17 protein-coding genes and 3 pseudogenes are annotated in these 22,251 nt (G+C 69.7%); 11 read left to right on the forward strand and 9 right to left on the reverse strand.

What is annotated here, in order from left to right:
• Positions 1–2 precede the first annotated feature (2 nt).
• Positions 3–1,082, reverse strand: a complete 1,080-nt coding sequence (locus JQX13_RS46100) for a TIGR02270 family protein (protein ID WP_343211161.1) — start codon at positions 1,080–1,082, stop codon at positions 3–5.
• 85 nt (positions 1,083–1,167) lie between these two features.
• Between JQX13_RS46100 and JQX13_RS46105 the strand changes: the two genes are divergently transcribed.
• Entirely contained in the window at positions 1,168–1,500 is a 333-nt protein-coding gene (locus tag JQX13_RS46105; protein WP_203405761.1) for a hypothetical protein, read from the forward strand.
• A gap of 54 nt (positions 1,501–1,554) precedes the next feature.
• On the opposite strand, the pseudogene JQX13_RS56660 reads toward JQX13_RS46105, so the two are convergent.
• A pseudogene (locus JQX13_RS56660) lies at positions 1,555–1,761 on the reverse strand (DUF6484 domain-containing protein); the annotation flags it as partial.
• An 844-nt stretch (positions 1,762–2,605) separates the two neighbouring features.
• Here JQX13_RS56660 and JQX13_RS46110 point away from each other — a divergent pair.
• Positions 2,606–3,622 (forward strand): PKD domain-containing protein, encoded by a 1,017-nt coding sequence (locus tag JQX13_RS46110; protein WP_203405762.1) that lies wholly within the window; start codon positions 2,606–2,608, stop codon positions 3,620–3,622.
• On the opposite strand, the gene JQX13_RS54920 is transcribed toward JQX13_RS46110, so the two are convergent.
• The gene (locus JQX13_RS54920; RefSeq protein WP_239014261.1) at positions 3,619–3,771 is read right to left on the reverse strand and encodes a VOC family protein; all 153 of its coding nucleotides are present in this window, start codon (positions 3,769–3,771) and stop codon (positions 3,619–3,621) included. The two genes, JQX13_RS46110 and JQX13_RS54920, sit on opposite strands and share 4 nt — an antisense overlap.
• A 434-nt stretch (positions 3,772–4,205) precedes the next feature.
• Positions 4,206–4,823, reverse strand: coding sequence for a CHASE2 domain-containing protein (locus JQX13_RS46120; RefSeq protein ID WP_239014262.1), 618 nt, complete (start codon positions 4,821–4,823; stop codon positions 4,206–4,208).
• Positions 4,824–4,859: 36 nt separating this feature from the next.
• Between JQX13_RS46120 and JQX13_RS54925 the strand changes: the two genes are divergently transcribed.
• Positions 4,860–6,554: a phosphoesterase gene (locus JQX13_RS54925; protein ID WP_239014263.1), complete on the forward strand. Its 1,695-nt coding sequence runs from the start codon at positions 4,860–4,862 to the stop codon at positions 6,552–6,554.
• A 326-nt stretch (positions 6,555–6,880) separates the two neighbouring features.
• Here the strand turns inward: JQX13_RS54925 and JQX13_RS46130 are convergent, their stop codons facing one another.
• Positions 6,881–8,269 carry a transposase gene (locus JQX13_RS46130; RefSeq protein ID WP_203405764.1) on the reverse strand — a complete coding sequence of 463 codons (1,389 nt, stop codon included), beginning with the start codon at positions 8,267–8,269 and terminating at the stop codon, positions 6,881–6,883.
• 261 nt (positions 8,270–8,530) lie between these two features.
• Between JQX13_RS46130 and JQX13_RS54930 the strand changes: the two genes are divergently transcribed.
• The 4 genes and pseudogenes from JQX13_RS54930 to JQX13_RS46140 all read left to right on the forward strand — a co-directional run.
• Complete coding sequence (locus JQX13_RS54930) at positions 8,531–9,202, forward strand: DEAD/DEAH box helicase (RefSeq protein WP_239014264.1); 672 nt, start codon at positions 8,531–8,533, stop codon at positions 9,200–9,202.
• 26 nt (positions 9,203–9,228) lie between these two features.
• A pseudogene (locus tag JQX13_RS56035) lies at positions 9,229–9,309 on the forward strand (hypothetical protein); the annotation flags it as partial.
• Between the two features lie 62 nt (positions 9,310–9,371).
• Positions 9,372–9,881 carry a hypothetical protein gene (locus tag JQX13_RS54935; RefSeq protein ID WP_239014265.1) on the forward strand — a complete coding sequence of 170 codons (510 nt, stop codon included), beginning with the start codon at positions 9,372–9,374 and terminating at the stop codon, positions 9,879–9,881.
• 864 nt (positions 9,882–10,745) lie between these two features.
• Positions 10,746–11,147 (forward strand): annotated as a pseudogene (locus tag JQX13_RS46140) (aldo/keto reductase); the annotation flags it as partial.
• Between the two features lie 262 nt (positions 11,148–11,409).
• Here the strand turns inward: JQX13_RS46140 and JQX13_RS46145 are convergent.
• From JQX13_RS46145 to JQX13_RS46155, 3 genes are all read right to left on the reverse strand, one after another.
• Positions 11,410–11,715 (reverse strand): hypothetical protein, encoded by a 306-nt coding sequence (locus JQX13_RS46145; RefSeq protein ID WP_203405765.1) that lies wholly within the window; start codon positions 11,713–11,715, stop codon positions 11,410–11,412.
• A gap of 1,034 nt (positions 11,716–12,749) precedes the next feature.
• Positions 12,750–13,091, reverse strand: a complete 342-nt coding sequence (locus JQX13_RS54940) for a hypothetical protein (RefSeq protein ID WP_239014266.1) — start codon at positions 13,089–13,091, stop codon at positions 12,750–12,752.
• Positions 13,092–13,550: 459 nt separating this feature from the next.
• Positions 13,551–13,802: an ATP-dependent helicase HrpA gene (locus JQX13_RS46155; RefSeq protein WP_239014267.1), complete on the reverse strand. Its 252-nt coding sequence runs from the start codon at positions 13,800–13,802 to the stop codon at positions 13,551–13,553.
• Positions 13,803–14,285: 483 nt separating this feature from the next.
• On the opposite strand from JQX13_RS46155, the gene JQX13_RS46160 reads away from it, so the two are divergent.
• The 3 genes from JQX13_RS46160 (at position 14,286) to JQX13_RS46170 (ending at position 17,026) form a co-directional block, all read left to right on the forward strand.
• Positions 14,286–14,759 carry a hypothetical protein gene (locus JQX13_RS46160; RefSeq protein ID WP_239014268.1) on the forward strand — a complete coding sequence of 158 codons (474 nt, stop codon included), beginning with the start codon at positions 14,286–14,288 and terminating at the stop codon, positions 14,757–14,759.
• Between the two features lie 132 nt (positions 14,760–14,891).
• Entirely contained in the window at positions 14,892–16,187 is a 1,296-nt protein-coding gene (locus tag JQX13_RS46165) for a DDE-type integrase/transposase/recombinase (RefSeq protein ID WP_239014269.1), read from the forward strand.
• Positions 16,188–16,207: 20 nt separating this feature from the next.
• Positions 16,208–17,026, forward strand: a complete 819-nt coding sequence (locus JQX13_RS46170; protein WP_203405767.1) for an ExeA family protein — start codon at positions 16,208–16,210, stop codon at positions 17,024–17,026.
• A 28-nt stretch (positions 17,027–17,054) separates the two neighbouring features.
• Here the strand turns inward: JQX13_RS46170 and JQX13_RS46175 are convergent, their stop codons facing one another.
• Positions 17,055–18,266 carry a transposase gene (locus tag JQX13_RS46175; RefSeq protein WP_203405768.1) on the reverse strand — a complete coding sequence of 404 codons (1,212 nt, stop codon included), beginning with the start codon at positions 18,264–18,266 and terminating at the stop codon, positions 17,055–17,057.
• A 184-nt stretch (positions 18,267–18,450) separates the two neighbouring features.
• Between JQX13_RS46175 and hrpA the strand changes: the two genes are divergently transcribed.
• Positions 18,451–22,161, forward strand: a complete 3,711-nt coding sequence (gene hrpA / locus JQX13_RS46180; protein ID WP_203405769.1) for an ATP-dependent RNA helicase HrpA — start codon at positions 18,451–18,453, stop codon at positions 22,159–22,161.
• The last annotated feature ends 90 nt before the right edge of the window (positions 22,162–22,251 follow it).

Genomic DNA, 22,251 nt, shown 5'->3' on the forward strand with positions numbered 1-22,251 from the left:
CGTCAGCGCAGCGTGCGCTCCAGGGGCAGAAGGCTCAGGTGTGCGCAGCCCGCCCGGGCCTGGGCCAGCGCCGCCCATTGGCGCAGGGTGAAGGCCCGGGTGGGAATGCGGTACCGGCCCTTGCTGCGAATGGCCAACTCGCGTGCCAGCACGTGCCGGCGCCGCATGGGGCCGTGCGTGAGGGCCTCCAGCAGTGCGGGCCCCTCAAGGGGCTGGCCGTTCAGGTAGCGCCGCTCCGCATGGAAGCGAGGGCGGGCCTCCTTCCACCAGTACCTCACCGCACCAATGCACGGCCAGGGCAGGTCATCCTCGGGTTTGGGCACCAGGTCCGCATCCAGGTCCTCCTGCTGCTCGGGTGGCAGCGGCGCTCCTTCGGGTTGCTCCCCGGGAGGGAGGGCATAGAGGCCCTCCAACGGGAGGCCCGTCATGGCCGAGAAGGCTTCCCCCGCCAGCCGTGCCGCCAGGGGGTCCTCCAGCAGCGCGAGGCAGGCCTCCATGGCCCCGAGGCGCCCACTGAAGCCCAGGGCCCAGAGGGCATGCGGGCGCATCTCCTGAGTCCCCAACATGTCCACCAGCAGGGCCGTGTCGGCGTCGGTGCCGAAAAGGGCGAGCAGCACCATGGCCTGGGGTGAGTGGGCATTGCACGCGCGCACCGCCTGACGGCAGGCCTCCCAGGCCACTCGGGCGCCCGAGGCCAGGCCGGCCTCCATGGCCGCGGCGCGAATCCCCGGGTGCCCGGACTCCAGGAGTCGGGGGAGGAGCCGGCGCAGGGTGGCCTCGGGAAGGGGCGGGCTGGCGCGTAACGCCGCCATCCTCGCCTGCGGCTCCTCGTGGAGGAAAGACTCCGCAAGCACTTCAGCAGGCGCTTCCTGCCGGAAGGCCAGCGCCTCCAGCAACTGGGCCTGAAGGGCGACGTCATCCCGCTTCAGCAGTGGAAGCAGATGCTTACCCAGGCTGGGGGCCGCACTCAACTCCACCGCGCGTCGGACAGCCGCTCTCGCCTCGAGCGCGTCGCCTTGCATGAAGTTGAGGAGGGCCTCGACGTGCCCCTGGGCCAGCAGTGCATAGGCCGCGGCGGTGATTCGCGGTGCTTCTCCGGAGGATTCGCCCGCTGCGAAGAAGCGTCAGGCGCGCCCTGCCACACCGCAGGACGAGGCTCTCCCTGCCTTGGATGACCTGGATGTCCGCCGCATCGTCGCCCGCGCGGTGGCCCACCGCGGGATGGACGTCTGCTTCCGCCTGGCCCCCTTGGGCGCCCTGCGCACCCGGCGTGTGGACTTGAACCGCCATGCCCTTGATGCGCACGGTGCCCTCCGCCGAAGTCTCAACGGACGTCCCCTCCAGCGAGACCTTCCCGTTGCGCAGCAGGGTGACGGCAGCGTCCCCGCAGCGCAGCACGAGTCCGTCCCGGCCCTGGATGACGTGAGCGGGCGACTCGGCCTCGACCCGCGCACCCGGAGTTGCCTCCGATGGGGTGCGCCGCTGAACGACGGGGAGTAGGGCCATGATGATGGGCCGATACGGGTCTCCATCCTCGAAGCGGAGCTCCACCGATTGCTGCGCTTCGACGGCAGCATGAAGCGCCTCAGCGTCCAACCGCACGGCCTTGCGTGCCACGCGCGGGCCTACCGGATTGCCCTCGAAGTCCACCACGGGCCGGCCTTCGCCGTCCGTCCCGATGATGCGCCCCAAGCGGCTCTCCCAAAGAGGCTCCAACGTCGCCTCGGGAGAGGTGACGTGCACAGGTAACCGGTGACTCATGGAGACTCCCCCTCTTCGAAACGTAACGGCGGGGCGCTGGATGGAGAACGTGACTGGGTACGGCCTCCGGCCCTCGCGGAGGCTGAACTACCCCATGGCGCGCATCGATTCAAACCGCTTCTCCCGCTTCTACCGGGCAACCCTACCGGCCCGGGCTGACTCGCAATCCAGGAGGCGTGCTGGGACTGAAGGGCCACACCAAAAGTGCAACCGACCTGAAAGTCCGAAGCCGTCGCAAAGGTGGCCGGCTGCATGTAGACGCTCGGCACACTCCCTGCTCTCGGCCTTGGGGCATGGACATGACGAAGCGGAGGGCGCTCGCCGAGCGCCTGGGGCGGGCAGAGGTGGAGTTGCAGTGGGCGTACGCGGGGCTGGACGGGAGTACCGAATCTCGGATGCGCCTGGCCCGAGCGAAGGCAGAGTACCGCGCGGCGGAGTCGGCTGCGATGGCTGTACTGGGAGTCCGCGATGCGCTGGCACTTACAGAGTGCGAGCTCGCAGTCGCCATGGGGAGGGACACGGAGCAACTTCACTTGGAGGCGTACGCCTCGAATGGACTCGGCCCGGCAGCACGGGGTACCCAGGACGCCAATGACGGACGAGGAGCTGGAAGAGCTTGAGGGGCGCTACCTGCGCCTGCTGGCGTATAGGCGGGATAGAAGCCATGTTGAGGGGGAGGGCTGGAGCGGAGGGGCCGAGAAGGGCCGCTGACGGGGCCAGCAAGGCCGCGCGCCGCGCCGGTACACGGGACGGTACAACCCCTTGGGGCACACCCCTGCCCTGGCCGCCCTCGCTTGAGGAGAGAGGCAGGGAGTTCGCTTGAGGAGAGAGGCAGGGAGTTACGGTGAACAACCCCGGCATGGCCAGCTACGACAGCGCGCGCAAGGCCCCCGCGTGCGCCAACGTGGGCGCCTACTGCGACACCGGCGTGCTGGTGGACGGCCGTGGCACCATGGGCCCGGAGAAGAACGCTCCCAACACCATCAACTCCTCGTGCGCCGATGGCAACAGCGGCACCTACCACAGCGACGAGTCGCTGGATCGCCTCCGCGTCTCCACCCTCGACGGCTCGCCGATGGCGCCGGGCAAGACGGTGAAGATCGAGGCGACGGTGTGGGCCTGGTCCACCGGGACCTCGGACTCGCTGGACCTCTACTACGCCAGCGATGCCTCCAACCCGACGTGGACCTTCCTGACCACCCTCAAGCCGGCCGCCGGCGGGGCCCAGGTCCTCTCCACCACGTACACGCTGCCCGCGGGTGGCCTGCAGGCCGTGCGCGGCAACTTCCGCTACAGCAGCACCGTGGGCAGCTGCACCACGGGCGGCTACGACGACCGCGACGACCTCGTGTTCGCGGTGGGCAGCGAGGGCACGCCGCAGCCTCCCTCGGCCGCCTTCACCTCTTCGTGCAGCGCGCTGACGTGCGGCTTCACGGACACGAGCACGGATGCGGACGGCGACCTCGCCTCCTGGAGCTGGAACTTCGGTGATGGCACCACCTCCACCACGCGCAGCCCCAGCCACGCGTATGCGGCCGCGGGCACCTACACCGTGACGCTGACGGTGACGGACAGCCAGGGCCAGACGAGCACGGCGCAGCGCACGGTGACGGTGACCGCGCCCTCGGTCATCTCGCTCTCCACCCTGGGCTACAAGACGAAGGGCACCCGGTACGTGGACCTGACCTGGTCCGGCGCCGCCGGCACCAGCGTGGACGTGTACCGCAACGGCACCCGCCTCCTCACCACGGCCAATGACGGGGCCCACACGGACGCGCCGGGCGCGGCTGGCACCTACACGTACCGCGTGTGCGAGGCCGGCACGAGCACCTGCTCGAACGAGTCGAGCGCCACCTTCTAGTCGGCCGCTCCCGGGGGCTCCTCGTAGATTTCCAGGGGGAGCCCGTCCGGGTCGGCGAAGAAGGTGAAGCGGCGGCCGGTGTACTCGTCGATACGCACCGGCTCCGTTTCCACGCCGCGGCGCCGGAGCTCGAGCACCGTGGCTTCCACGTCCGCTCCCCCAAGCAGGAGCGGAGGAGAGGAGCGTGAGGCGCCCCCAGGTAGGAGCAGAGGAGGCGAGCGTGGCGCCGGAGGCAGGGGCGAGGCAGGAGCGGAGGAATGAGAGGACGCCGCCAGTAGACTTTCGCGGGGCTGCTGCGCAGGACATTCGCGGTGGACGTGTTCACCTGCGTCAGGTGTGGAGGCAGGCGGCGGGTGTTGGCGGGCCGTGAAGGGAGCAACAGGGGTGCGCGCGATTCTGGAGCACCTGGGGTTGCCCACGAAGAGTGCGAGCCTGGCCTCGGCGCGAGCGCCCCCTCAGGCCGCGTGGTGTTGAGGCTCAAGACAGCCAAGAGGCCCACGTCCCCTGCCGCACCCCTCCTGGGAGGACGGCCTGGGCCGGCGTGTACCCCAAGGGGACTGCGCGGCCTCTCCACCGGCCTGGCTCACCACTCGGCCGGCCCCCGTCTGCGGCCCTCCTCCACCTCTCTGCTCCAGCCCTCTCCCTCCACTCGCCTCCCCTCCTTCTTATGCGCCCGGCCGGAGAACTCGAGCTCCCGAGCCTCGAAGAGGTCCGCCGCCAGCGCCACCGGCAGGCCGGTCTCCCGCAGCACCCGGGCGAAGTCGAACTCCACGCTCGTGTCGGTGGAGGGCTCGTCCATCACCCCGTCGAACAGCACGGCCCGAGCGCCCTGGTGTGACAGCTCCTCCATCACCCGGGTCCACAGGCCACGAGTCCACGGGTAGTGGCCGAAGTCACGCGCGTACGCGGGGTTGTCGCGAACGCCGTCGAGGCTCGACTGATCAATGGCCACCACGACGATGTCGGGTGACTGGGCCTGGCTCCGGGTGAAGGTGGTGAGCGCGCGGTCATGGAGGGCGCGCTCCAGGGCTGGCAGTCCCAGCCATCCGAGGAGCCAGCACCCCGCCGCCACCGCCGTGGACAGCACCGCCACTCCCAGCATCATCGGCAGGTGGTTGCGCAGGCGCGGCAGCAGGAGCTTCCAGGTGTCACTCGCGGGTGTAAGGGTTTCACAGCTCGTTCGGTCTTTCTCGCAGCACACCGTGGCCCTCGTACCCAGGGCATCCAGGAGCGCACAATGACCGACCCACAGTCCCATGAGCAGAGCCCCTCCCCGCAGTCGTCCGAAGTCTCCTCTCCACCGGCTGCCCGGTTGAGCCGCCGCGCGCTCCTGGGAACCGCCGGAGGCGCCACCGTGGCGGGGCTCGCGATGGGGGGCGGCCTGGGCTCTCTGCTCCTCCCCGGGAGGGCAGGGGCCGAGGAGCTGGGGCCCGTCAACGCGCCTCGCCGCGTGGCTCAGGCCCGCGAGGTCCGAATCGAGGCCGCCAACCAGCAGGCGCGCCGTCCTCTGCCTCGACACCTCGCCAACGGGGATGAGCAGCGTCATCCGGGCTTCATCGCCAACTTCACCAAGGGCCTGCCGCATGACAGCCGTGGGCACGTGGAGCCCGGGGCCTACGCCGCGCTTCTCCAGGCCCTGCGCACGGGACGGCCGGACGACTTCGAGCGGATTCCGCTGGGAGGGGCGCGCAAGCTGGCCAACCCGCAGGCAGCCCTGGCCTTTGATCTGATCGGGCCAGACAGCCACCACGTCACCCTGCCGCCCGCCCCGGCCTTCGCGAGCGCGGAGAGTGCGGGGGAGATGGTGGAGCTGTACTGGATGGCGCTCGCCCGTGACATTCCCTTCGCCGAGTACGACACGCACCCGCTCACGCGCGCGGCGGCCGAGGACATCTCCAGCCTCTCGGACTTCCGTGGCCCACGGGAGGCGGATGGCACGGTGACGTCGCGCACGCTCTTCCGGGGGACCACGCCTGGGGATCTGAACGGCCCCTACGTGTCGCAGTTCCTCCTGTGGGACGTGCCCCATGGCGCTCAACTCCTGAGGCAGCAGAACCGGGTACCGGTGGCCGCGGATGACTACATGACGGTGTTCGGGGAATGGCTGGCCATCCAGAATGGCCATGCCCCCGGCAAGAACGTCTTCGACGCCACCCGCCGCTACCTCCGCAACCTGCGTGACCTGGGGGAGTTCGTCCATGTGGACTTCTCCTTCCAGGCGTACCTCAACGCGCAGCTCATCCTGCAGGGCCTGCGTGCACCCTTCAATCCGACCCACCCCTACCTTTCCTCGCGGACCCAGCAGGGCGTCGTCACGTTTGGCAACGAGTACATCGCCCCTCTCGTGGCCGCCGCGGCGAACCGCGCCCAGAAGGCGGTGTACTTCCAGAAGTGGGCCGTCCACCGCCGGCTCCGTCCAGAGGAGTACGCCGGACGTGTGCACCGCGTGCGTACCGGGGCCGCGGACTACCCGGTGCACAGCGAGGTGTTGAACAACCAGGCCGTGGACAGGGTGTTCTCTCGCTTCGGCTCCCACCTGCTGCCGATGGCCTTTCCCGAAGGCTCGCCCATCCACCCCTCCTACGGCGCGGCTCACTCGGCCGCCGCGGGAGCGTGCGTCACCATTCTCAAGGCCTTCTATGATGCGTCCTACGTCCTGCCCACCCCGGTCGTGGCCGACTCGGAGGGCCTGGCCCTCGTCCCCTACTCAGGGCCGCCGCTCACCGTGGGGGGAGAGCTCGACAAGCTCGCCTACAATTGCAGCATCGGGCGCAACGGCGCGGGCGTGCACTACCGCTCCGAGGCCATCGAGTCGATGATTCTCGGCGAGACCGTGGCCCTCGAGATGCTGCGTGACGAGAGGCTCACCTTCAACGAGAGCTTCCGGGGCTTCACCCTGACACGGTTCGATGGGACGACGGTCACACTCTGAGGAGGCGGGGTATAGGATGTGACGCCATGCTCCCGCTCCCCCGCGCGTCCCTCTTGCTGGTGCTGTGCCTGCTGCTGGCCAGCTCCGGCTGTGTCTTGGCGTATAGGCGGGATAGAAGCCATGTTGAGGGGGAGGGCTGGAGCGGAGGGGCCGAGAAGGGCCGCTGACGGGGCCAGCAAGGCCGCGCGCCGCGCCGGTACACGGGACGGTACAACCCCTTGGGGCACACCCCTGCCCTGGCCGCCCTCGCTTGAGGAGAGAGGCAGGGAGTTCGCTTGAGGAGAGAGGCAGGGAGTTGGGGCGTATTGACAGCGGCTGCGCCAGGTTCAGCACCACGCCTGCTGGGGTGGTCCCCGGGCCGGGGCCCGCTTCAGAGCCTGCGAGGGAAGTCCCAGGTGCTCCAATATCGAGCGCACCCCTGCCGGGGCCGTCACATACGCCAGCACCTTTCGCCTGCCTCCACACCGCGGACAGGCGAACACGTCCAGTGCGAACGTCCTCCTGAGCAACTCGGCCCAGTCTACTCGCGGCGTCTTCTCCTTCATCGGCTCCGTGCTGGCCGCTGCCTGGGGCGCCACGCTCCTCTCCTCCGCTCCGGCTTGGGGGACCAGAAATGGCCGCAGTTGCGCGCCTGGAGCAAAGACGCCGTGGAACCTCGTGAGGTTTGCCCGAGGCGCAGGTACCAGGGACGCTACACGCCGTAACAGTTCCAGCCCGGTGAAGAGCAGGTGCGTGGTGCCGTCGGGCAGCGGGCGCTTCATGCGGTAGGCGATGCGTCCATCCTCCATTCGCGCCAGGCGCTCCAGCGCCAGCGCGCCACGCGCCCCATAGCGGCACAGCCGCTCCAGCCCCTGCCTGTCGTTGGCATGGAGGTGCGTATTGGCATGCAGGGAGAAGCCTTCCAGCAAGGCGCACCGGGGCTGCTTTCGGGGAGGGGGCCGGACGTCCACCTCCGTCCAGCGCAGCCGTTGCTGCAGGGAGTGCGCCTGGTACGCCTGCAGCGCGTCCTCGGGTCCTTGAGCGGGCAGTGCCCCTCTTTTCTCCAGCAGGCGCAGCGCCCGATGACGCACCACCCTCAGCAACTGCTCCACCTCACCTTGCGTGGGCGGCGGCAACGCCTCGAAGCGCACGCCGCCCTCCCGCGGCACGAAGACGCCGTCCGGCACCAGCGAGTGGAAGTGCGGCGTGACCTGCAAGGCGGAGCCGAAGAACTGGATGAACGACACGGCCCCGACCTGCCCACCCCGCATTCCCTGCCGCCGTGCCCTTCGGCGCTGCAGGGCAAACACCGCGCGCAGGAAGACGGTGAGGACGTCCGAGAGCAGTCCCACGTCCTTGAGCAGCACCCACCGCACCCGGTGCGGAAAGGACAGCGTCCACTGACGGTAGGGCACATGCGGCAGCACCCGCTCTACCAGGTGCACCGCCGTCACATGCGCCCGCTTCGCGTTACAGGAGGGGCACACCCCTCGCCCCTTGCACGAGAAGGCGACGAGCAGCTCGTCCTTGCAACTCTCGCAGCGTACCCGCGCGAAGCCGTGCGCCAGCACGCCGCACTCCAGGTACCGGGCGAAGTCCCGCTCCACGTACCGGGGCATGCCGCGCCCCACCTCGCTGGCCTCCGCCAGCAGCGTGGCCAGGTTGTCCCTCACCGCCTCGTATAGCACCGTCCCCTCCGGCTGCCTTCGCCGGTACGCCCACCCGTGCGTCCCCACCTGCCCCTCCCCAGCCACACCTCGCCAGGGCACACGCTACCGTCCGCCTCCCACGGGCCTCCGTGGAGCCCCTGGCTGCTTGTGGGGTCGAGGCCTACGAATCCCTCCAGGAACGCTGGGCGAGCAGGCTCCCACACACTTCGCCAGGGGCGCAGCGTGCGCTTCAGTGCTAGGCCATGCTGCCATGTCCGGCGACCTACCCATTCCTCCCCGGCGGCTTGCCCACCCTGCACTTCCCCCGAACTCCCCATCTCGAGCCGGGTGGAGGACATCACCGCGGCCATCACCGCCCATCAGGTCGTCATCGTCGCGGGGGCCACCGGCTCGGGGAAGACGACGCAGCTGCCCAAAGTCCTGCTCGCCATGGGGCGCGGCCGCCCGCGCCAGATTGGCGTCACCCAGCCCCGGCGTATCGCCGCGACGAGCGTGGCCGCGCGCGTGGCACGCGAGCTCGGCACGGAGCTGGGCACGGACGTCGGCTACCAGATTCGCTTCGAGGACCGCTCGTCCCGGCGGACGGCCGTGAAGTTCATGACCGACGGGGTCCTGCTCGCGCAGATTCACAGCGACCCGCTCCTGAGCCGCTACGACACGATCGTGCTCGACGAGGCCCACGAGCGCAGCCTCACCATCGACTTTCTGCTCGGGTGGCTCAAGCGCATCCTCCCCAGGCGCCCCGACCTCAAGGTGGTGGTGAGCTCGGCCACCATCGAGACCGAGCGCTTCTCGCGGTTCTTCGGGGGGGCTCCGGTCATCCAGGTGGAGGGCCGGACCTTTCCGGTGGACGTGCTCTACGAGCCGCCCCCCGAGGACGCCGAGCTCGCCGACTCCGTCGCCGATGCGGTGGCGGACGTGCTCTCGCTCGACCCGGACGGGGACATCCTCGTGTTCCTCCCCGGGAGCGGGAAATCCGCGAAGCCGAGAATGCCCTGAACGCACGCGAGCTCCGCGGCACGGTGGTGCAGCCCCTGTATGCGCGCCTGTCGGCCGCCGAGCAGTCGCGCGTCTTCGCCACCCTCCCCGAGCGCCGGGTCATCCTCGCCACCAACGTCGCGGAGACGTCGGTCACCCTCCCGGGAATCGTGTACGTCGTGGATACGGGGTGGCGCGCCTGTCGCGCTACGACCCGCGCTCGGGCACCACACGCCTGCACATCGAGCCGATCTCCCAGGCCAGCGCCGACCAGCGCAAAGGGCGCTGCGGCCGCGTGCGCGAGGGGATCTGCGTGCGCCTCTACGACGAGGCGAGCTTCACCTCGCGGCCCGCCTTCACCGACCCGGAAATCAAGCGCACCGGGCTCGCGGGGGTCATCCTGCGGATGAAGTCCCTCGGCCTCGGTGACGTCGAGGACTTCCCCTTCCTCGACCCGCCCCAGCCGAGGGCCATCGCCGAGGGCTGGCGGGTGCTCGAGGAGCTCGGGGCCATCGAGGGCAAGGAGCGCACCTTGACGCCGCTCGGGCACCAGCTCGCGCGCTTCCCGGTGGACCCGCGCATCGCGCGGATGATTCTCGCCGGCGCCGAGTACGGGTGCCTGGACGAGGTGCTCATCGTCGCCGCGGCGCTCAACCTGCAGGACCCGCGCGAGCGGCCACGGGAGCTCGCGCAGAGCTGACGCGGCCGAAACGCATAACAACCATGTGGATTCACTGCTCCGCGAGCTCCTTGCGGTGGCTGAGCTGGTGTCGGTGTCATTCTACGGAGAGCTCAACCAGTACTTGCGCGAGTGGATTTCCGGCCGCAAGGGAATTGCAGTCAATTTGCCGTTGTGACGTCGCCCGAGCGGCCTCAACCTTCCACTACTGCGGGTCCGCCTGGGCTTCGCTTCCCCGATGCTTTACGGGTGCCAACAACGTTTCGTCCGCTCGCCTCAGCCGGGCCAGCAGCTCCGCATCCGTCCGGTCACTCTTGGAATGGTTGGCGGCGATGAGGACGCGACCTCGCACAACACGCGGCGGGAACGAGTAGAGAGGAAGCTCGCCGAGAAGTCCCCCCGCTCCCACCGAGCCGCCGCCTCTCGGAACGCCGCGACGAAGGTACGGTACTGCTCACGCAACACCCGCAACGCAGAGCATCATCACCCTGCTGGAGACACCCTGGAGCCCGGCACCGTGAGCGAAGGAGTCGGTGAACCTCCCGCCCGAGTAGGGGATGGTGCGGTTCTCGCCAATCACCTCGATGGTGCCGCTCGCGGGCAGGCCGGGCGGCAGGGTGAAGGTGCACGTCCCGCTGGTCCAAAGATGCTGACCTCGATCGCGAGGGGACTGGACGAAGCGGCCCTCTCGTCCGCGCCGGAGGTGCCTGTAACCAAGTTGAGGACCTTCGACCAGTGCTCGCGCATGGCCTCCCGGGTCCGGGGAGTCAGCGCAGGTTGAGGTCCAGGTTTTTCTCATAGATTCCGTGCATGATTGGGATACGTCCTACTGATTGTATTTAAGTGTGTCGATCCTTCGTCTTGGCGCAGTAAGGAGACACACGGATGGGCACGCACGAGACGAAGCAGACGAAGCGCACGGTGAAGCTGGGCTCCAAGGGTCCCGAGGTCTTCCCGCTGGGACTGGGCTACATGGGGATGTCCGGCACGTATGGAAAGACCGATGACGCGGAGAGCGTCCGGACGATCCAGGCCGCGATCGAGCGAGGGGTGACGCTGATCGACACGGGGGTCTTCCACGGCATGGGCCACAACGAGATGCTCGTGGGGCGGGCCATCGAGGGGCGCCGGGACAAGGTCCAGCTCTCCGCGAAGTTCGGAGCGCTCCGAGGGCCGGATGGGAGCTTCAACGGCAACGACACGCGCCCCATCGCGGTGAAGAACTTCATCGCCTACAGCCTGAAGCGGCTGGGCGTGGAGGTCATCAACATCTACCGCCCCGCGCGGCAAAGGACTCGTCGAAAAGCCCAGCAATCCGTTGAGATTGCTGGGCTTCCCAGGTGGTCCCCGACGGGACTCGAACCTGCCGCCTCCACATTCCGGCGCGGGTCCTTTGACACCTTCCACGCCAGTCCTACCGTCTACCTGCTGCCATCCTACGAGTCGCCCGTGACCTCCGCCACGAAGGCCCTGGTGCCGCCCGAAAAGGGTTGGATGCGGGCATCAACGCAGCGTTACGAGCATCGGCGGCTGGTCGTCTGGACGAACCTCATCCCCTGATCCAGCCGCTGTCAACGCAGGTGGCAACGCACGAGGCATTGCACACATCACGAGCCTCGTACCTGTTGAAATCACCGTTGGAGGGACAGGCGAAGTAGAGCCACTCGAACCCATCATCGGGGCACGTCCACCAACCGATGTCCCCACAGGCGCTCGCAGCCACCTCGCCAGCAACAGCCTCCGACGGCTGCGGCTCGTTGCCCGGCGTGGGCTCCTCGACGGAGCCGCCGCATCCCACAACCATCAATCCCACCAGAGCACTGCCTACCCCGAGCCACTTGCGAATATTCGACATTTTCAATCCTCTTGTTTCCAGCGGGCCCGAAAGCTCCGCTGCACCACCTGCGCGTGATTGCGAGCGGTGCACCCTGTCTACCGGGCAGGCGTGATGGGAGCGTGACGAGCACAGGGAGGACATTCGCGGAGCCGGCGACGAGCCACTGGGCCCCCTATCCCCCCTCCGCGACACGTCCCGGGGCGATTCCCCCAGAAATGCCGCAATCTCATTCTCGCTTTCTTGGAAAACAGCCGTGCGCACAGTCTGGTTAACACTGGCGTTACTGCCACCCTCAAGATACGCACAATCTTGTTGAAATACGCACAATCTTGTTGAAGCCAGCCCCCATGGCAAGACGCGAGACCGCCGCGCCAGTTCGACCAACATCCAGGTGCTCCTGGGCCGAGCTATGTCGACGTGTGATTGGCGTTGTCGAGAATCAACACATTCTCTTCCACGGTCCGGCCTGGGGGCCAGCGCAGCAGGAGCTCTGGGAGTCACTCACAGCGCAGGGTCGCACCCTCTCGAGGAGCCCGAGGCGACCGCTCGCCCGCGCAGGGGAGAGGTGCGCCTGGAGCGCGACGTGCAGTCCTCTCGGCCGCAAGACCTACGAGATTTTCGCCGCGTACTGGCCCTACTGACCTGGTCGACGCTATGCGCATCTTCACGGTGCCGGTCACCCAGGTGTTTCAACCCTTGACTGACCAGGGAGACAGGATTCGAACCTGTGTGTTGTTTTCGAAAAGTGCGTTGCGCTACGGTTTTCAGCGGTCGATTCGAACCACCATGGCCCGGTTTTGATGATCAATGAAAGGCACAGCACATGAGCACGGGCAACCTCGGCTTCGGCATGGCCGGGCGCACCAGCCCCGGCGCCCGGTAGCGCGAGGCGCCCGGGTCGCACCTATGATCTGGGACGCGACCCGCGGCGCTCTCCTGCCCTCCATCTCCAATGACTCGATGCCCGTCATGGGGCTCGCCTGGAGTCCTGATACCAGGGTCACCTTCGTGCCGTTGGGCTCGACGGTTGAGAATCACCCACCGGGGGCTGCTTACAAGTTGCCTGACACCTTCTCGGGGCGCCGGGCGAGTGCGCGCGACAGCACGGCGTCGAGGGAGAAGCGTCCCGGCCCCGTAAGCAGCAGCAGCACGGAGATGGCCGTGAAGAGCGTTGCCAGCTCGGAGGAGCCGGAGCCAACGGCCGCCGCGCTGCGACCTCCCGCACGCACGAGCCAGGTGGGCAGGCCCGCGAAGGGAATGCCGAGCCCTGGAGGAACCCCGCCCACACTGAGCCGGATGAAGGGGTCGCCGACGGCGAGGTGGCCGATGACGATTCCGACGAGCATGGTCACCACCACGCCCAGCGTGGCCAGTGGGGTGACGAGACCCAGCATCCAGGCGATCCCCCCCCGAACTCCGCCACCGCCGCGAGCAACTGGAGCACGCCGGGCATTGGGCTGTCCGGTCCCATCCAGCTGGTCGCGGTGAGCATCTTGGGAGCGCCGTGAAGGGTCATGGCGCCGCCGGCCAGCAACCTCAACACGAGCAGGCCCGCGGAGGTGGGGCCGTCCACGGTATGACGGCCGAGGAGAAGCTGCGAAACGTTGCGAGACGTCATGTGTCCTGCGTATAGGCGGGATAGAAGCCATGTTGAGGGGGAGGGCTGGAGCGGAGGGGCCGAGAAGGGCCGCTGACGGGGCCAGCAAGGCCGCGCGCCGCGCCGGTACACGGGACGGTACAACCCCTTGGGGCACACCCCTGCCCTGGCCGCCCTCGCTTGAGGAGAGAGGCAGGGAGTTCGCTTGAGGAGAGAGGCAGGGAGTTGGGGCGTATTGACAGCGGCTGCGCCAGGTTCAGCACCACGCCTGCTGGGGTGGTCCCCGGGCCGGGGCCCGCTTCAGAGCCTGCGAGGGAAGTCCCAGGTGCTCCAATATCGAGCGCACCCCTGCCGGGGCCGTCACATACGCCAGCACCTTTCGCCTGCCTCCACACCGCGGACAGGCGAACACGTCCAGTGCGAACGTCCTCCTGAGCAACTCGGCCCAGTCTACTCGCGGCGTCTTCTCCTTCATCGGCTCCGTGCTGGCCGCTGCCTGGGGCGCCACGCTCCTCTCCTCCGCTCCGGCTTGGGGGACCAGAAATGGCCGCAGTTGCTGTTGCCGAGCACGCTGGATGAGGGAGAAGTGGGCCCGGGTGAGCAGGCAGAATGATGGAGAGGCCCCCGGGCGTGGCCAGGATTCCATCAGAAAACCCGGCGAAGAGGTGGGGAGAGGGAGGGTCGTCCCTGGAGACCCGCCCCCGCGGGTCCGTGTCAGGCCAGGCCAGCACTCGTAGAGCACGTCGCGGGGAGGGCGGAGCCCAAGGGCATGGGGCCACCGGCGAGCTGAGAGCGCAGGAGAAGAAGTGGCCCGTGACGTCTTGCACACGTCACGGGCCGGGCTCCGCACCACGACTTGGGAGAAGGAGCACGGAGCGAGGAAGGAATCGTTCGTTTCCGAGGTGAGGTCAAGTCCTGGCCGCCCTCGGTGGAAGAGGCCCGGCCGCGCACGTGCGGGCGGTGTGGACAGCCGGCGTACGAGGGCGGGCGAGTGCGCATCCACGGGCACGGACTGGTGCAGCGCCAGCAGCGGGGGCCGCCCGGGCCGGGGCAGCCGGCACGCACGCAGGTGCTGGCGTGCCGGCGCTACCAGTGCCAGGGCTGCGGGGCGGTATGGACGGTGCTGCCGGCGTCGGCGGTGGCGCGCAAGCACTTCTCGGCAGCGGCCATCGCCTTGGCGCTGGCGCTCTGGGGCCTGTGCGGCCTGGGCGTGGAGCAGGTGCGCGGCCTGGTGAATGACTGGAAGCACACCGGGGCCATGCCCGGCCGCTGGCGCTCGTTGGGGCGGTGGGCGGAGCAGGTGGCCACGGGCAGCCTGTTCTCGGCGCTCGAGGTGCACGTAGAGGGGGCCGCGCGCACCGTGGCGGCCCGGGCCGCGCAGGTGCTGTGTGGCCATGCACCGCCCGCTCAGCGAGGGCTGCCACTGGCCTGGCAGGCCTTCGCGGGGGCCAGCCATGTGAGCTGATGGAAAACCACGCCCTGCCACGGCGGAAGCACCGCCCACCGGGTTTGGGGCGCTGCCTGGCACCCGGCGCCGTGCGACGCCCTGCCAGCCCGGCTTGGGGGACATGCCGTCCCCGGCGGGCAGGAGGACGCCATGGAGAAGCTCGTTCCCAGAAACCAGGGGGAGGCCGTCGCGGTGTTCCGCAGCCAGGTGATTGGCACGCTGCTGCACCGGCCGCTCTCGCGCGGCCAGCTGCGTGCGGCGCTGCGGGAGTTGTCCCAGCAGAGCTTCCGCCCACCGGGTGCGCAGGTGACGCGCCGCTACAGCGTGCCCACGCTGGAGCGCTGGTACTACCGCTGGCGCAAGGGGGGCCTGTCAGCCCTGGTGCCTCAGCCGCGAGCTGCTTGCGGCGCGGCCCAGGCGCTGGAGGAGTCCGTGCGCCAACTGCTGCTGGACGTGCGGCGCGAGCACCCCAGCGCCTCGGTGCGCCTCATTGTGCGCACCCTGGTGGAGAGCGGGCGGCTGCGCGAGGGCGCGGTGAGCGAAAGCACCGTGCGCAGGCTGCTGGCCAGCGCCGGGCTGGACAGGGTTTCCCTGCGCCGCTCGCCGGGCGCCACGCAGCGGCTGCGCTGGGAGGCCTCTCACCCGGGCGCCCTCTGGCACGGGGACGTGTGCCACGGACTGGCCCTGCCCGATGGCAGGCCCCTGCGCATCCACGCCCTCATGGACGACAAGAGCCGCTACGTGGTGGCCCTGGAGGCACGGTGCAGCGAGCGCGAGAGCGACATGCTCTCCCTCTTCGTCGCGACCCTTCGCCGCTGGGGGCGCCCCGACTCCCTCTACCTCGACAACGGCTCCACCTACTCGGGCAAGGCCCTGGCCACCGCCTGCGCCCGCCTGGGCACCGCCCTCGTCCACGCCCGCCCCTATGACCCGGAGGCTCGGGGAAAAATGGAGCGCTTCTGGCGCACCCTGCGCGAGGGGCTGCTGGACCATCTCGACCGCGGCCTCTCTCTGGAGCAGGTGCAGCGGCGCCTGGACACCTTCCTCACACGCCACTACCACTGCACGCCCCACTCCTCCCTCTTCGGTGACACCCCAGCCCTGGTGTGGAGCTCGCGCCAGACTCTCCTGGTGTCCGAGGAGCAGCTGCGCCAGGCCCTCACCGTGCGCGAGCGGCGCCTGGTTTCTCGCGACGGCGTGGTGCACCTGGACGGCCAGCTCTTCGAGGTGCGCCAGGGCTTCCTCGCCGGCCGCCGGCTGTACGTCTGCCACAACCTGGTGGAGGGCCTGCCCACCGAGGCCTGGGTGGAGCACGACGGACACCGCTACCCCCTCCAACCGCTGGACAGGCGCCTCAACGGCACCGTCCGCCGCGAGCCTCACGCTCCCGCGCCCCAGCAGGCGCGCACGCCCTTCGAGCCCGCCGCCCCCAACCCCGCCCCCTGACAGCACCCCAGGAGCCTTTCATGTCCGAGCCTTCCCTCTCCCTCTTCGGCCTCACCCAGTCCCCCTTCACCAAGGAAGTCGCCGACGCCGACCTCTGGCTGCCGCCCTCCAAGCAGGAGCTCGTCGACGAGCTCGTCGACTCCCTCCAGCAGCGCCACAACGTGCTGCTGGTGGGCGAGCCCGGCGTCGGCAAAACCTGCGTGCTGCGCGCGCTGCGCCAGCGTCTGCCCACCGAGCGCTTCCGCCTCACCTACTGCCACAACGCCACCCTGGGCCGGCGCGACTTCTACCGCCAGCTGTGCCTGGCCCTGGGTCTCTCTCCCAAGGCCACCGCGGCGGCCGTCTTCTTCGCCGTCACCGGCCACGTCCAGGAGCTCGCCTCCTCCCGCCTCCACCCCGTCTTCCTGCTGGACGAGGCTCACCTGCTGCATTCCGACGTGCTGGCCCACCTGCACATATTGCTCAACTACGAATGGGACAGTCGCGCCCTGCTCAGCCTCGTCCTCGTCGGCCTGCCCGAGCTGGAAGACAGGCTGAGCCTCGGTACTCACAAGTCCCTGCTCTCGCGCCTGCACTCCCGTTTGCGGCTGGAGCCAGTGACTCCCGACGACTCCGCCGACTACCTGCGCCACCGCCTCCGGCTCGCGGGCTGTGACAGGGAGCTCTTCCCCCGCGAGGCCGTCTCCCTGTTGCACGAGTCCTGCCAGGGCGCGCACCGCGACCTCGACCGGCTCGCTTCCCTGTGCCTGCGCCAGGCCTCACGCCGCAAGCGCAAGCTCGTCGACTCTGACATCGTCCGCGAGGTCCTCGAGCGCCAGCACAGTCCCGCGCTCGCATAGTGGCGGCCTGTCGGCGAGCCCCTCTCGCTCAACTCCCGCGGGCTCGCCGACAGGCCCATTCCATCACCCAGTGCGGTGATTCCACCCTCGCCGCGTGACCATCAACAAGCGTGCTCGCATCTCCATCAACAAGCCTGCGCGGTAACAGTTGCGCGCCTGGAGCAAAGACGCCGTGGAACCTCGTGAGGTTTGCCCGAGGCGCAGGTACCAGGGACGCTACACGCCGTAACAGTTCCAGCCCGGTGAAGAGCAGGTGCGTGGTGCCGTCGGGCAGCGGGCGCTTCATGCGGTAGGCGATGCGTCCATCCTCCATTCGCGCCAGGCGCTCCAGCGCCAGCGCGCCACGCGCCCCATAGCGGCACAGCCGCTCCAGCCCCTGCCTGTCGTTGGCATGGAGGTGCGTATTGGCATGCAGGGAGAAGCCTTCCAGCAAGGCGCACCGGGGCTGCTTTCGGGGAGGGGGCCGGACGTCCACCTCCGTCCAGCGCAGCCGTTGCTGCAGGGAGTGCGCCTGGTACGCCTGCAGCGCGTCCTCGGGTCCTTGAGCGGGCAGTGCCCCTCTTTTCTCCAGCAGGCGCAGCGCCCGATGACGCACCACCCTCAGCAACTGCTCCACCTCACCTTGCGTGGGCGGCGGCAACGCCTCGAAGCGCACGCCGCCCTCCCGCGGCACGAAGACGCCGTCCGGCACCAGCGAGTGGAAGTGCGGCGTGACCTGCAAGGCGGAGCCGAAGAACTGGATGAACGACACGGCCCCGACCTGCCCACCCCGCATTCCCTGCCGCCGTGCCCTTCGGCGCTGCAGGGCAAACACCGCGCGCAGGAAGACGGTGAGGACGTCCGAGAGCAGTCCCACGTCCTTGAGCAGCACCCACCGCACCCGGTGCGGAAAGGACAGCGTCCACTGACGGTAGGGCACATGCGGCAGCACCCGCTCTACCAGGTGCACCGCCGTCACATGCGCCCGCTTCGCGTTACAGGAGGGGCACACCCCTCGCCCCTTGCACGAGAAGGCGACGAGCAGCTCGTCCTTGCAACTCTCGCAGCGTACCCGCGCGAAGCCGTGCGCCAGCACGCCGCACTCCAGGTACCGGGCGAAGTCCCGCTCCACGTACCGGGGCATGCCGCGCCCCACCTCGCTGGCCTCCGCCAGCAGCGTGGCCAGGTTGTCCCTCACCGCCTCGTATAGCACCGTCCCCTCCGGCTGCCTTCGCCGGTACGCCCACCCGTGCGTCCCCACCTGCCCCTCCCCAGCCACACCTCGCCAGGGCACACGCTACCGTCCGCCTCCCACGGGCCTCCGTGGAGCCCCTGGCTGCTTGTGGGGTCGAGGCCTACGAATCCCTCCAGGAACGCTGGGCGAGCAGGCTCCCACACACTTCGCCAGGGGCGCAGCGTGCGCTTCAGTGCTAGGCCATGCTGCCATGTCCGGCGACCTACCCATTCCTCCCCCCGGCGGCTTGCCCACCCTGCACTTCCCCCCCGAACTCCCCATCTCGAGCCGGGTGGAGGACATCACCGCGGCCATCACCGCCCATCAGGTCGTCATCGTCGCGGGGGCCACCGGCTCGGGGAAGACGACGCAGCTGCCCAAAGTCCTGCTCGCCATGGGGCGCGGCCGCCCGCGCCAGATTGGCGTCACCCAGCCCCGGCGTATCGCCGCGACGAGCGTGGCCGCGCGCGTGGCACGCGAGCTCGGCACGGAGCTGGGCACGGACGTCGGCTACCAGATTCGCTTCGAGGACCGCTCGTCCCGGCGGACGGCCGTGAAGTTCATGACCGACGGGGTCCTGCTCGCGCAGATTCACAGCGACCCGCTCCTGAGCCGCTACGACACGATCGTGCTCGACGAGGCCCACGAGCGCAGCCTCACCATCGACTTTCTACTCGGGTGGCTCAAGCGCATCCTCCCCAGGCGCCCCGACCTCAAGGTGGTGGTGAGCTCGGCCACCATCGAGACCGAGCGCTTCTCGCGGTTCTTCGGGGGGGCTCCGGTCATCCAGGTGGAGGGCCGGACCTTTCCGGTGGACGTGCTCTACGAGCCGCCCCCCGAGGACGCCGAGCTCGCCGACTCCGTCGCCGATGCGGTGGCGGACGTGCTCTCGCTCGACCCGGACGGGGACATCCTCGTGTTCCTCCCCGGGGAGCGGGAAATCCGCGAAGCCGAGAATGCCCTGAACGCACGCGAGCTCCGCGGCACGGTGGTGCAGCCCCTGTATGCGCGCCTGTCGGCCGCCGAGCAGTCGCGCGTCTTCGCCACCCTCCCCGAGCGCCGGGTCATCCTCGCCACCAACGTCGCGGAGACGTCGGTCACCCTCCCGGGAATCGTGTACGTCGTGGATACGGGGGTGGCGCGCCTGTCGCGCTACGACCCGCGCTCGGGCACCACACGCCTGCACATCGAGCCGATCTCCCAGGCCAGCGCCGACCAGCGCAAAGGGCGCTGCGGCCGCGTGCGCGAGGGGATCTGCGTGCGCCTCTACGACGAGGCGAGCTTCACCTCGCGGCCCGCCTTCACCGACCCGGAAATCAAGCGCACCGGGCTCGCGGGGGTCATCCTGCGGATGAAGTCCCTCGGCCTCGGTGACGTCGAGGACTTCCCCTTCCTCGACCCGCCCCAGCCGAGGGCCATCGCCGAGGGCTGGCGGGTGCTCGAGGAGCTCGGGGCCATCGAGGGCAAGGAGCGCACCTTGACGCCGCTCGGGCACCAGCTCGCGCGCTTCCCGGTGGACCCGCGCATCGCGCGGATGATTCTCGCCGGCGCCGAGTACGGGTGCCTGGACGAGGTGCTCATCGTCGCCGCGGCGCTCAACCTGCAGGACCCGCGCGAGCGGCCACGGGAGCTCGCGCAGAAGGCGGACGAGTTGCACCGGCGCTTCCGAGATGAGCACTCGGACTTCACGGGCCTGCTCAAGCTGTGGGCGTTCGTGCGCGAGGCCGAGGGCCGGGGGACGTCCCATCTGCGGCGCGTGTGCCGGGACAACTTCCTGTCCTTCCTGCGGGTGCGCGAGTGGCGGGACGTCCAGCGCCAGCTCGAGGAGACCGTCCGCGAGCTGCGCCTGCCGCGCAAGGGCCGAGGCGCCCCGTCGCGCGGGGACGCCCTGCACCAGGCGCTCCTCACCGGGCTCCTGTCCCGCATCGGCCAGTGGAATCCGGAGCAGCGCCATTATACGGGCGCGAAGCAGACGCGCTTCATGCTTCACCCCTCGTCGGCGCTCGCGAAAAAGCCCCCCGCCTGGGTGATGGCGTTCGAGCTCGTGGAGACGTCCCAGCTGTTCGCGCGCACCGTGGCGAAGCTCGACCCGGAGTGGCTCGCGGCGGCGGCCCCCCACCTGCTCAAGCGCAGCTACTCCGAACCGCACTGGTCGCAGAAGTCCGCGCGCGCAGTGGTGAAGGAGAACGCGACCCTCTTCGGGCTTCAAGTCTTCAAGGAGCGCCCCGTGGCCCTGGCCAGCATGGAGCCCGCCCGGGCACGGCTGATGTTCCTCGAGCATGCCCTGGTGCGCGGCGAGTACCGCACCCGGGGGGCGTTCCAGGAGAAGAACCGCCAGGTGCTCGAGCGCGTGGCGCACCTGCGGGACAAGGCCCGGCGCAGCGAGCTGCTCGACAGCGAGGCGCTGCTGACGTTCTTCGACCAGCGCGTCCCGGCGGACGTGATGGACGGGGCGAGCTTCGAGGCCTGGCGCCGCAAGGCCGAGGCGGCCGACCCCGACGTGCTCGTCCTCTCGATGGAGGATGCCCTCTCGCACGACCCGGGCCTGTCCCCGGCGCACTACCCGGACGCCATCACCCTGCACGGCTCGTCCGTGCCGGTGACGTACACCTTCGACCCCGCGGCCGAGGACGACGGCATCACCCTGAGCGTGCCGCTGCTGCTGCTCGCCCAGTTGGTCCCGGGTGAGCTCGACTGGACCATCCCCGGGTGGCAGCGGGAGAAACTCACCGCCCTGCTCGAGCAGCTCCCCCGCGCCCTGCGCAAGCAACTGGGGCCGGTGCCGGACCTGGTCGACCGTCTCGAGAAGGAACTCGTGCCCTTCCGCGGGCCGATGATTCCAGCGCTCGCGCGTGCGGTGTCCCGGCTGTGCGGCGTGGACGTGCCCGAGGAATCTCTCCGGGCGGATGCCGTGCCGCCGTACCTGCGCATCACGCTCCGGGTGCTCGACGAGCGGGGAAAGGAGCTCGCGCGGAGCCGCGACGCCGACGCGCTGCTCGAGCAGTACGGGGGACGTGCACGGGCGGCGCTGCGCAGCGTGGCACCGGCTTCGGACTGGGAGCGCAAGGGGCTGACTGCCTGGACCTTCGGCGAGCTGCCCCCCGTGGTCACCCGGCGGGTCGGCGGTCTCGAGGTCCGCAGCTACCCCGCGCTCGTCGACCGGGGCGCTGCCGTGGACCTGGTGCTGCTCGAGACATCCTCCGCCGCCGACGCGGCCACGCGCACGGGGGTCCGCCGGCTCCTGATGCTCGCCGCGCGCGGACACGTGGCCGTCAGCGCCGCGCGCATGCCGCCGCCCTTCCCGTCCCTGGACGGCGCGCCACCCGCGCGGGGCCAGGCCGACGCCTTCCGGGCGCTCGTCCTCGCACGCAGCGTCGACGATGCGTTCAAGCTCGCACCAGGTGCGCCGCTGCCCCGCACGCAGGCGGCCTTCGAGGCGCTGGTCCGAGAGGGCTCACCGCGCATCGAGCGTGCGGCCCGGGACTGGGCGGACGCCGTCGCTGCCACCTCCAGGGAGCTCGCCGCGACGCTCGGTGCACTCAAGGCAGCATCAAAGGGGCCGAGCGGCGCGGCGGCCGTGCGGGACATCCGCTCGCAGCTCGGGCACCTGTTCCCCGCGAACCTCATCGAGTGGATTCCCTTCGTGCGCCTGCTGAACTACCCGCGCTACCTCCGCGCGGCCCAGGCACGGCTGTCGCGTGCGGTGGCGAACCCCGGCAAGGACGCAGGGAAGGCCGCGCCCTTCACCCCCCTGTGGGAGACATTCCTCGCCAGGTGCGCCACCGTGCGAGACCAGGAGGCGGCGCAGGAGCTGCGGTGGGCCTTCGAGGAGCTCCGCGTGGCCATCTTCGCCCCGGAGGTGACGACGCCCGTGTCGGTGACGGTGGCGAAGGTCGGCACGGCCCTCGCGGCGCTGCGCTAGAAGCGAGCGGCTGCGCGGCCGAGACGAGCGCATCGGCATCTGAGGGCACATGCGGAAACGAGGGCAAAGAAAAAGCCCAGCAACCCGGTG

Source organism: Archangium violaceum (assembly GCF_016859125.1).
Classification (GTDB): domain Bacteria; phylum Myxococcota; class Myxococcia; order Myxococcales; family Myxococcaceae; genus Archangium; species Archangium violaceum_A.

Bases quoted from the DNA above. Each gene is read 5' to 3' on its own strand.
- JQX13_RS54925 (WP_239014263.1), top strand. From the start codon at position 4,860: ATGACCGACCCACAGTCCCATGAGCAGAGCCCCTCCCCGCAGTCGTCC.
- JQX13_RS46170 (WP_203405767.1), top strand. From the start codon at position 16,208: ATGTCCGAGCCTTCCCTCTCCCTCTTCGGCCTCACCCAGTCCCCCTTC.
- JQX13_RS46145 (WP_203405765.1), bottom strand. From the start codon at position 11,715: ATGTCGAATATTCGCAAGTGGCTCGGGGTAGGCAGTGCTCTGGTGGGA.
- JQX13_RS46165 (WP_239014269.1), top strand. From the start codon at position 14,892: ATGGAGAAGCTCGTTCCCAGAAACCAGGGGGAGGCCGTCGCGGTGTTC.
- hrpA (WP_203405769.1), top strand. From the start codon at position 18,451: ATGTCCGGCGACCTACCCATTCCTCCCCCCGGCGGCTTGCCCACCCTG.
- JQX13_RS54940 (WP_239014266.1), bottom strand. From the start codon at position 13,091: ATGCTGGGTCTCGTCACCCCACTGGCCACGCTGGGCGTGGTGGTGACC.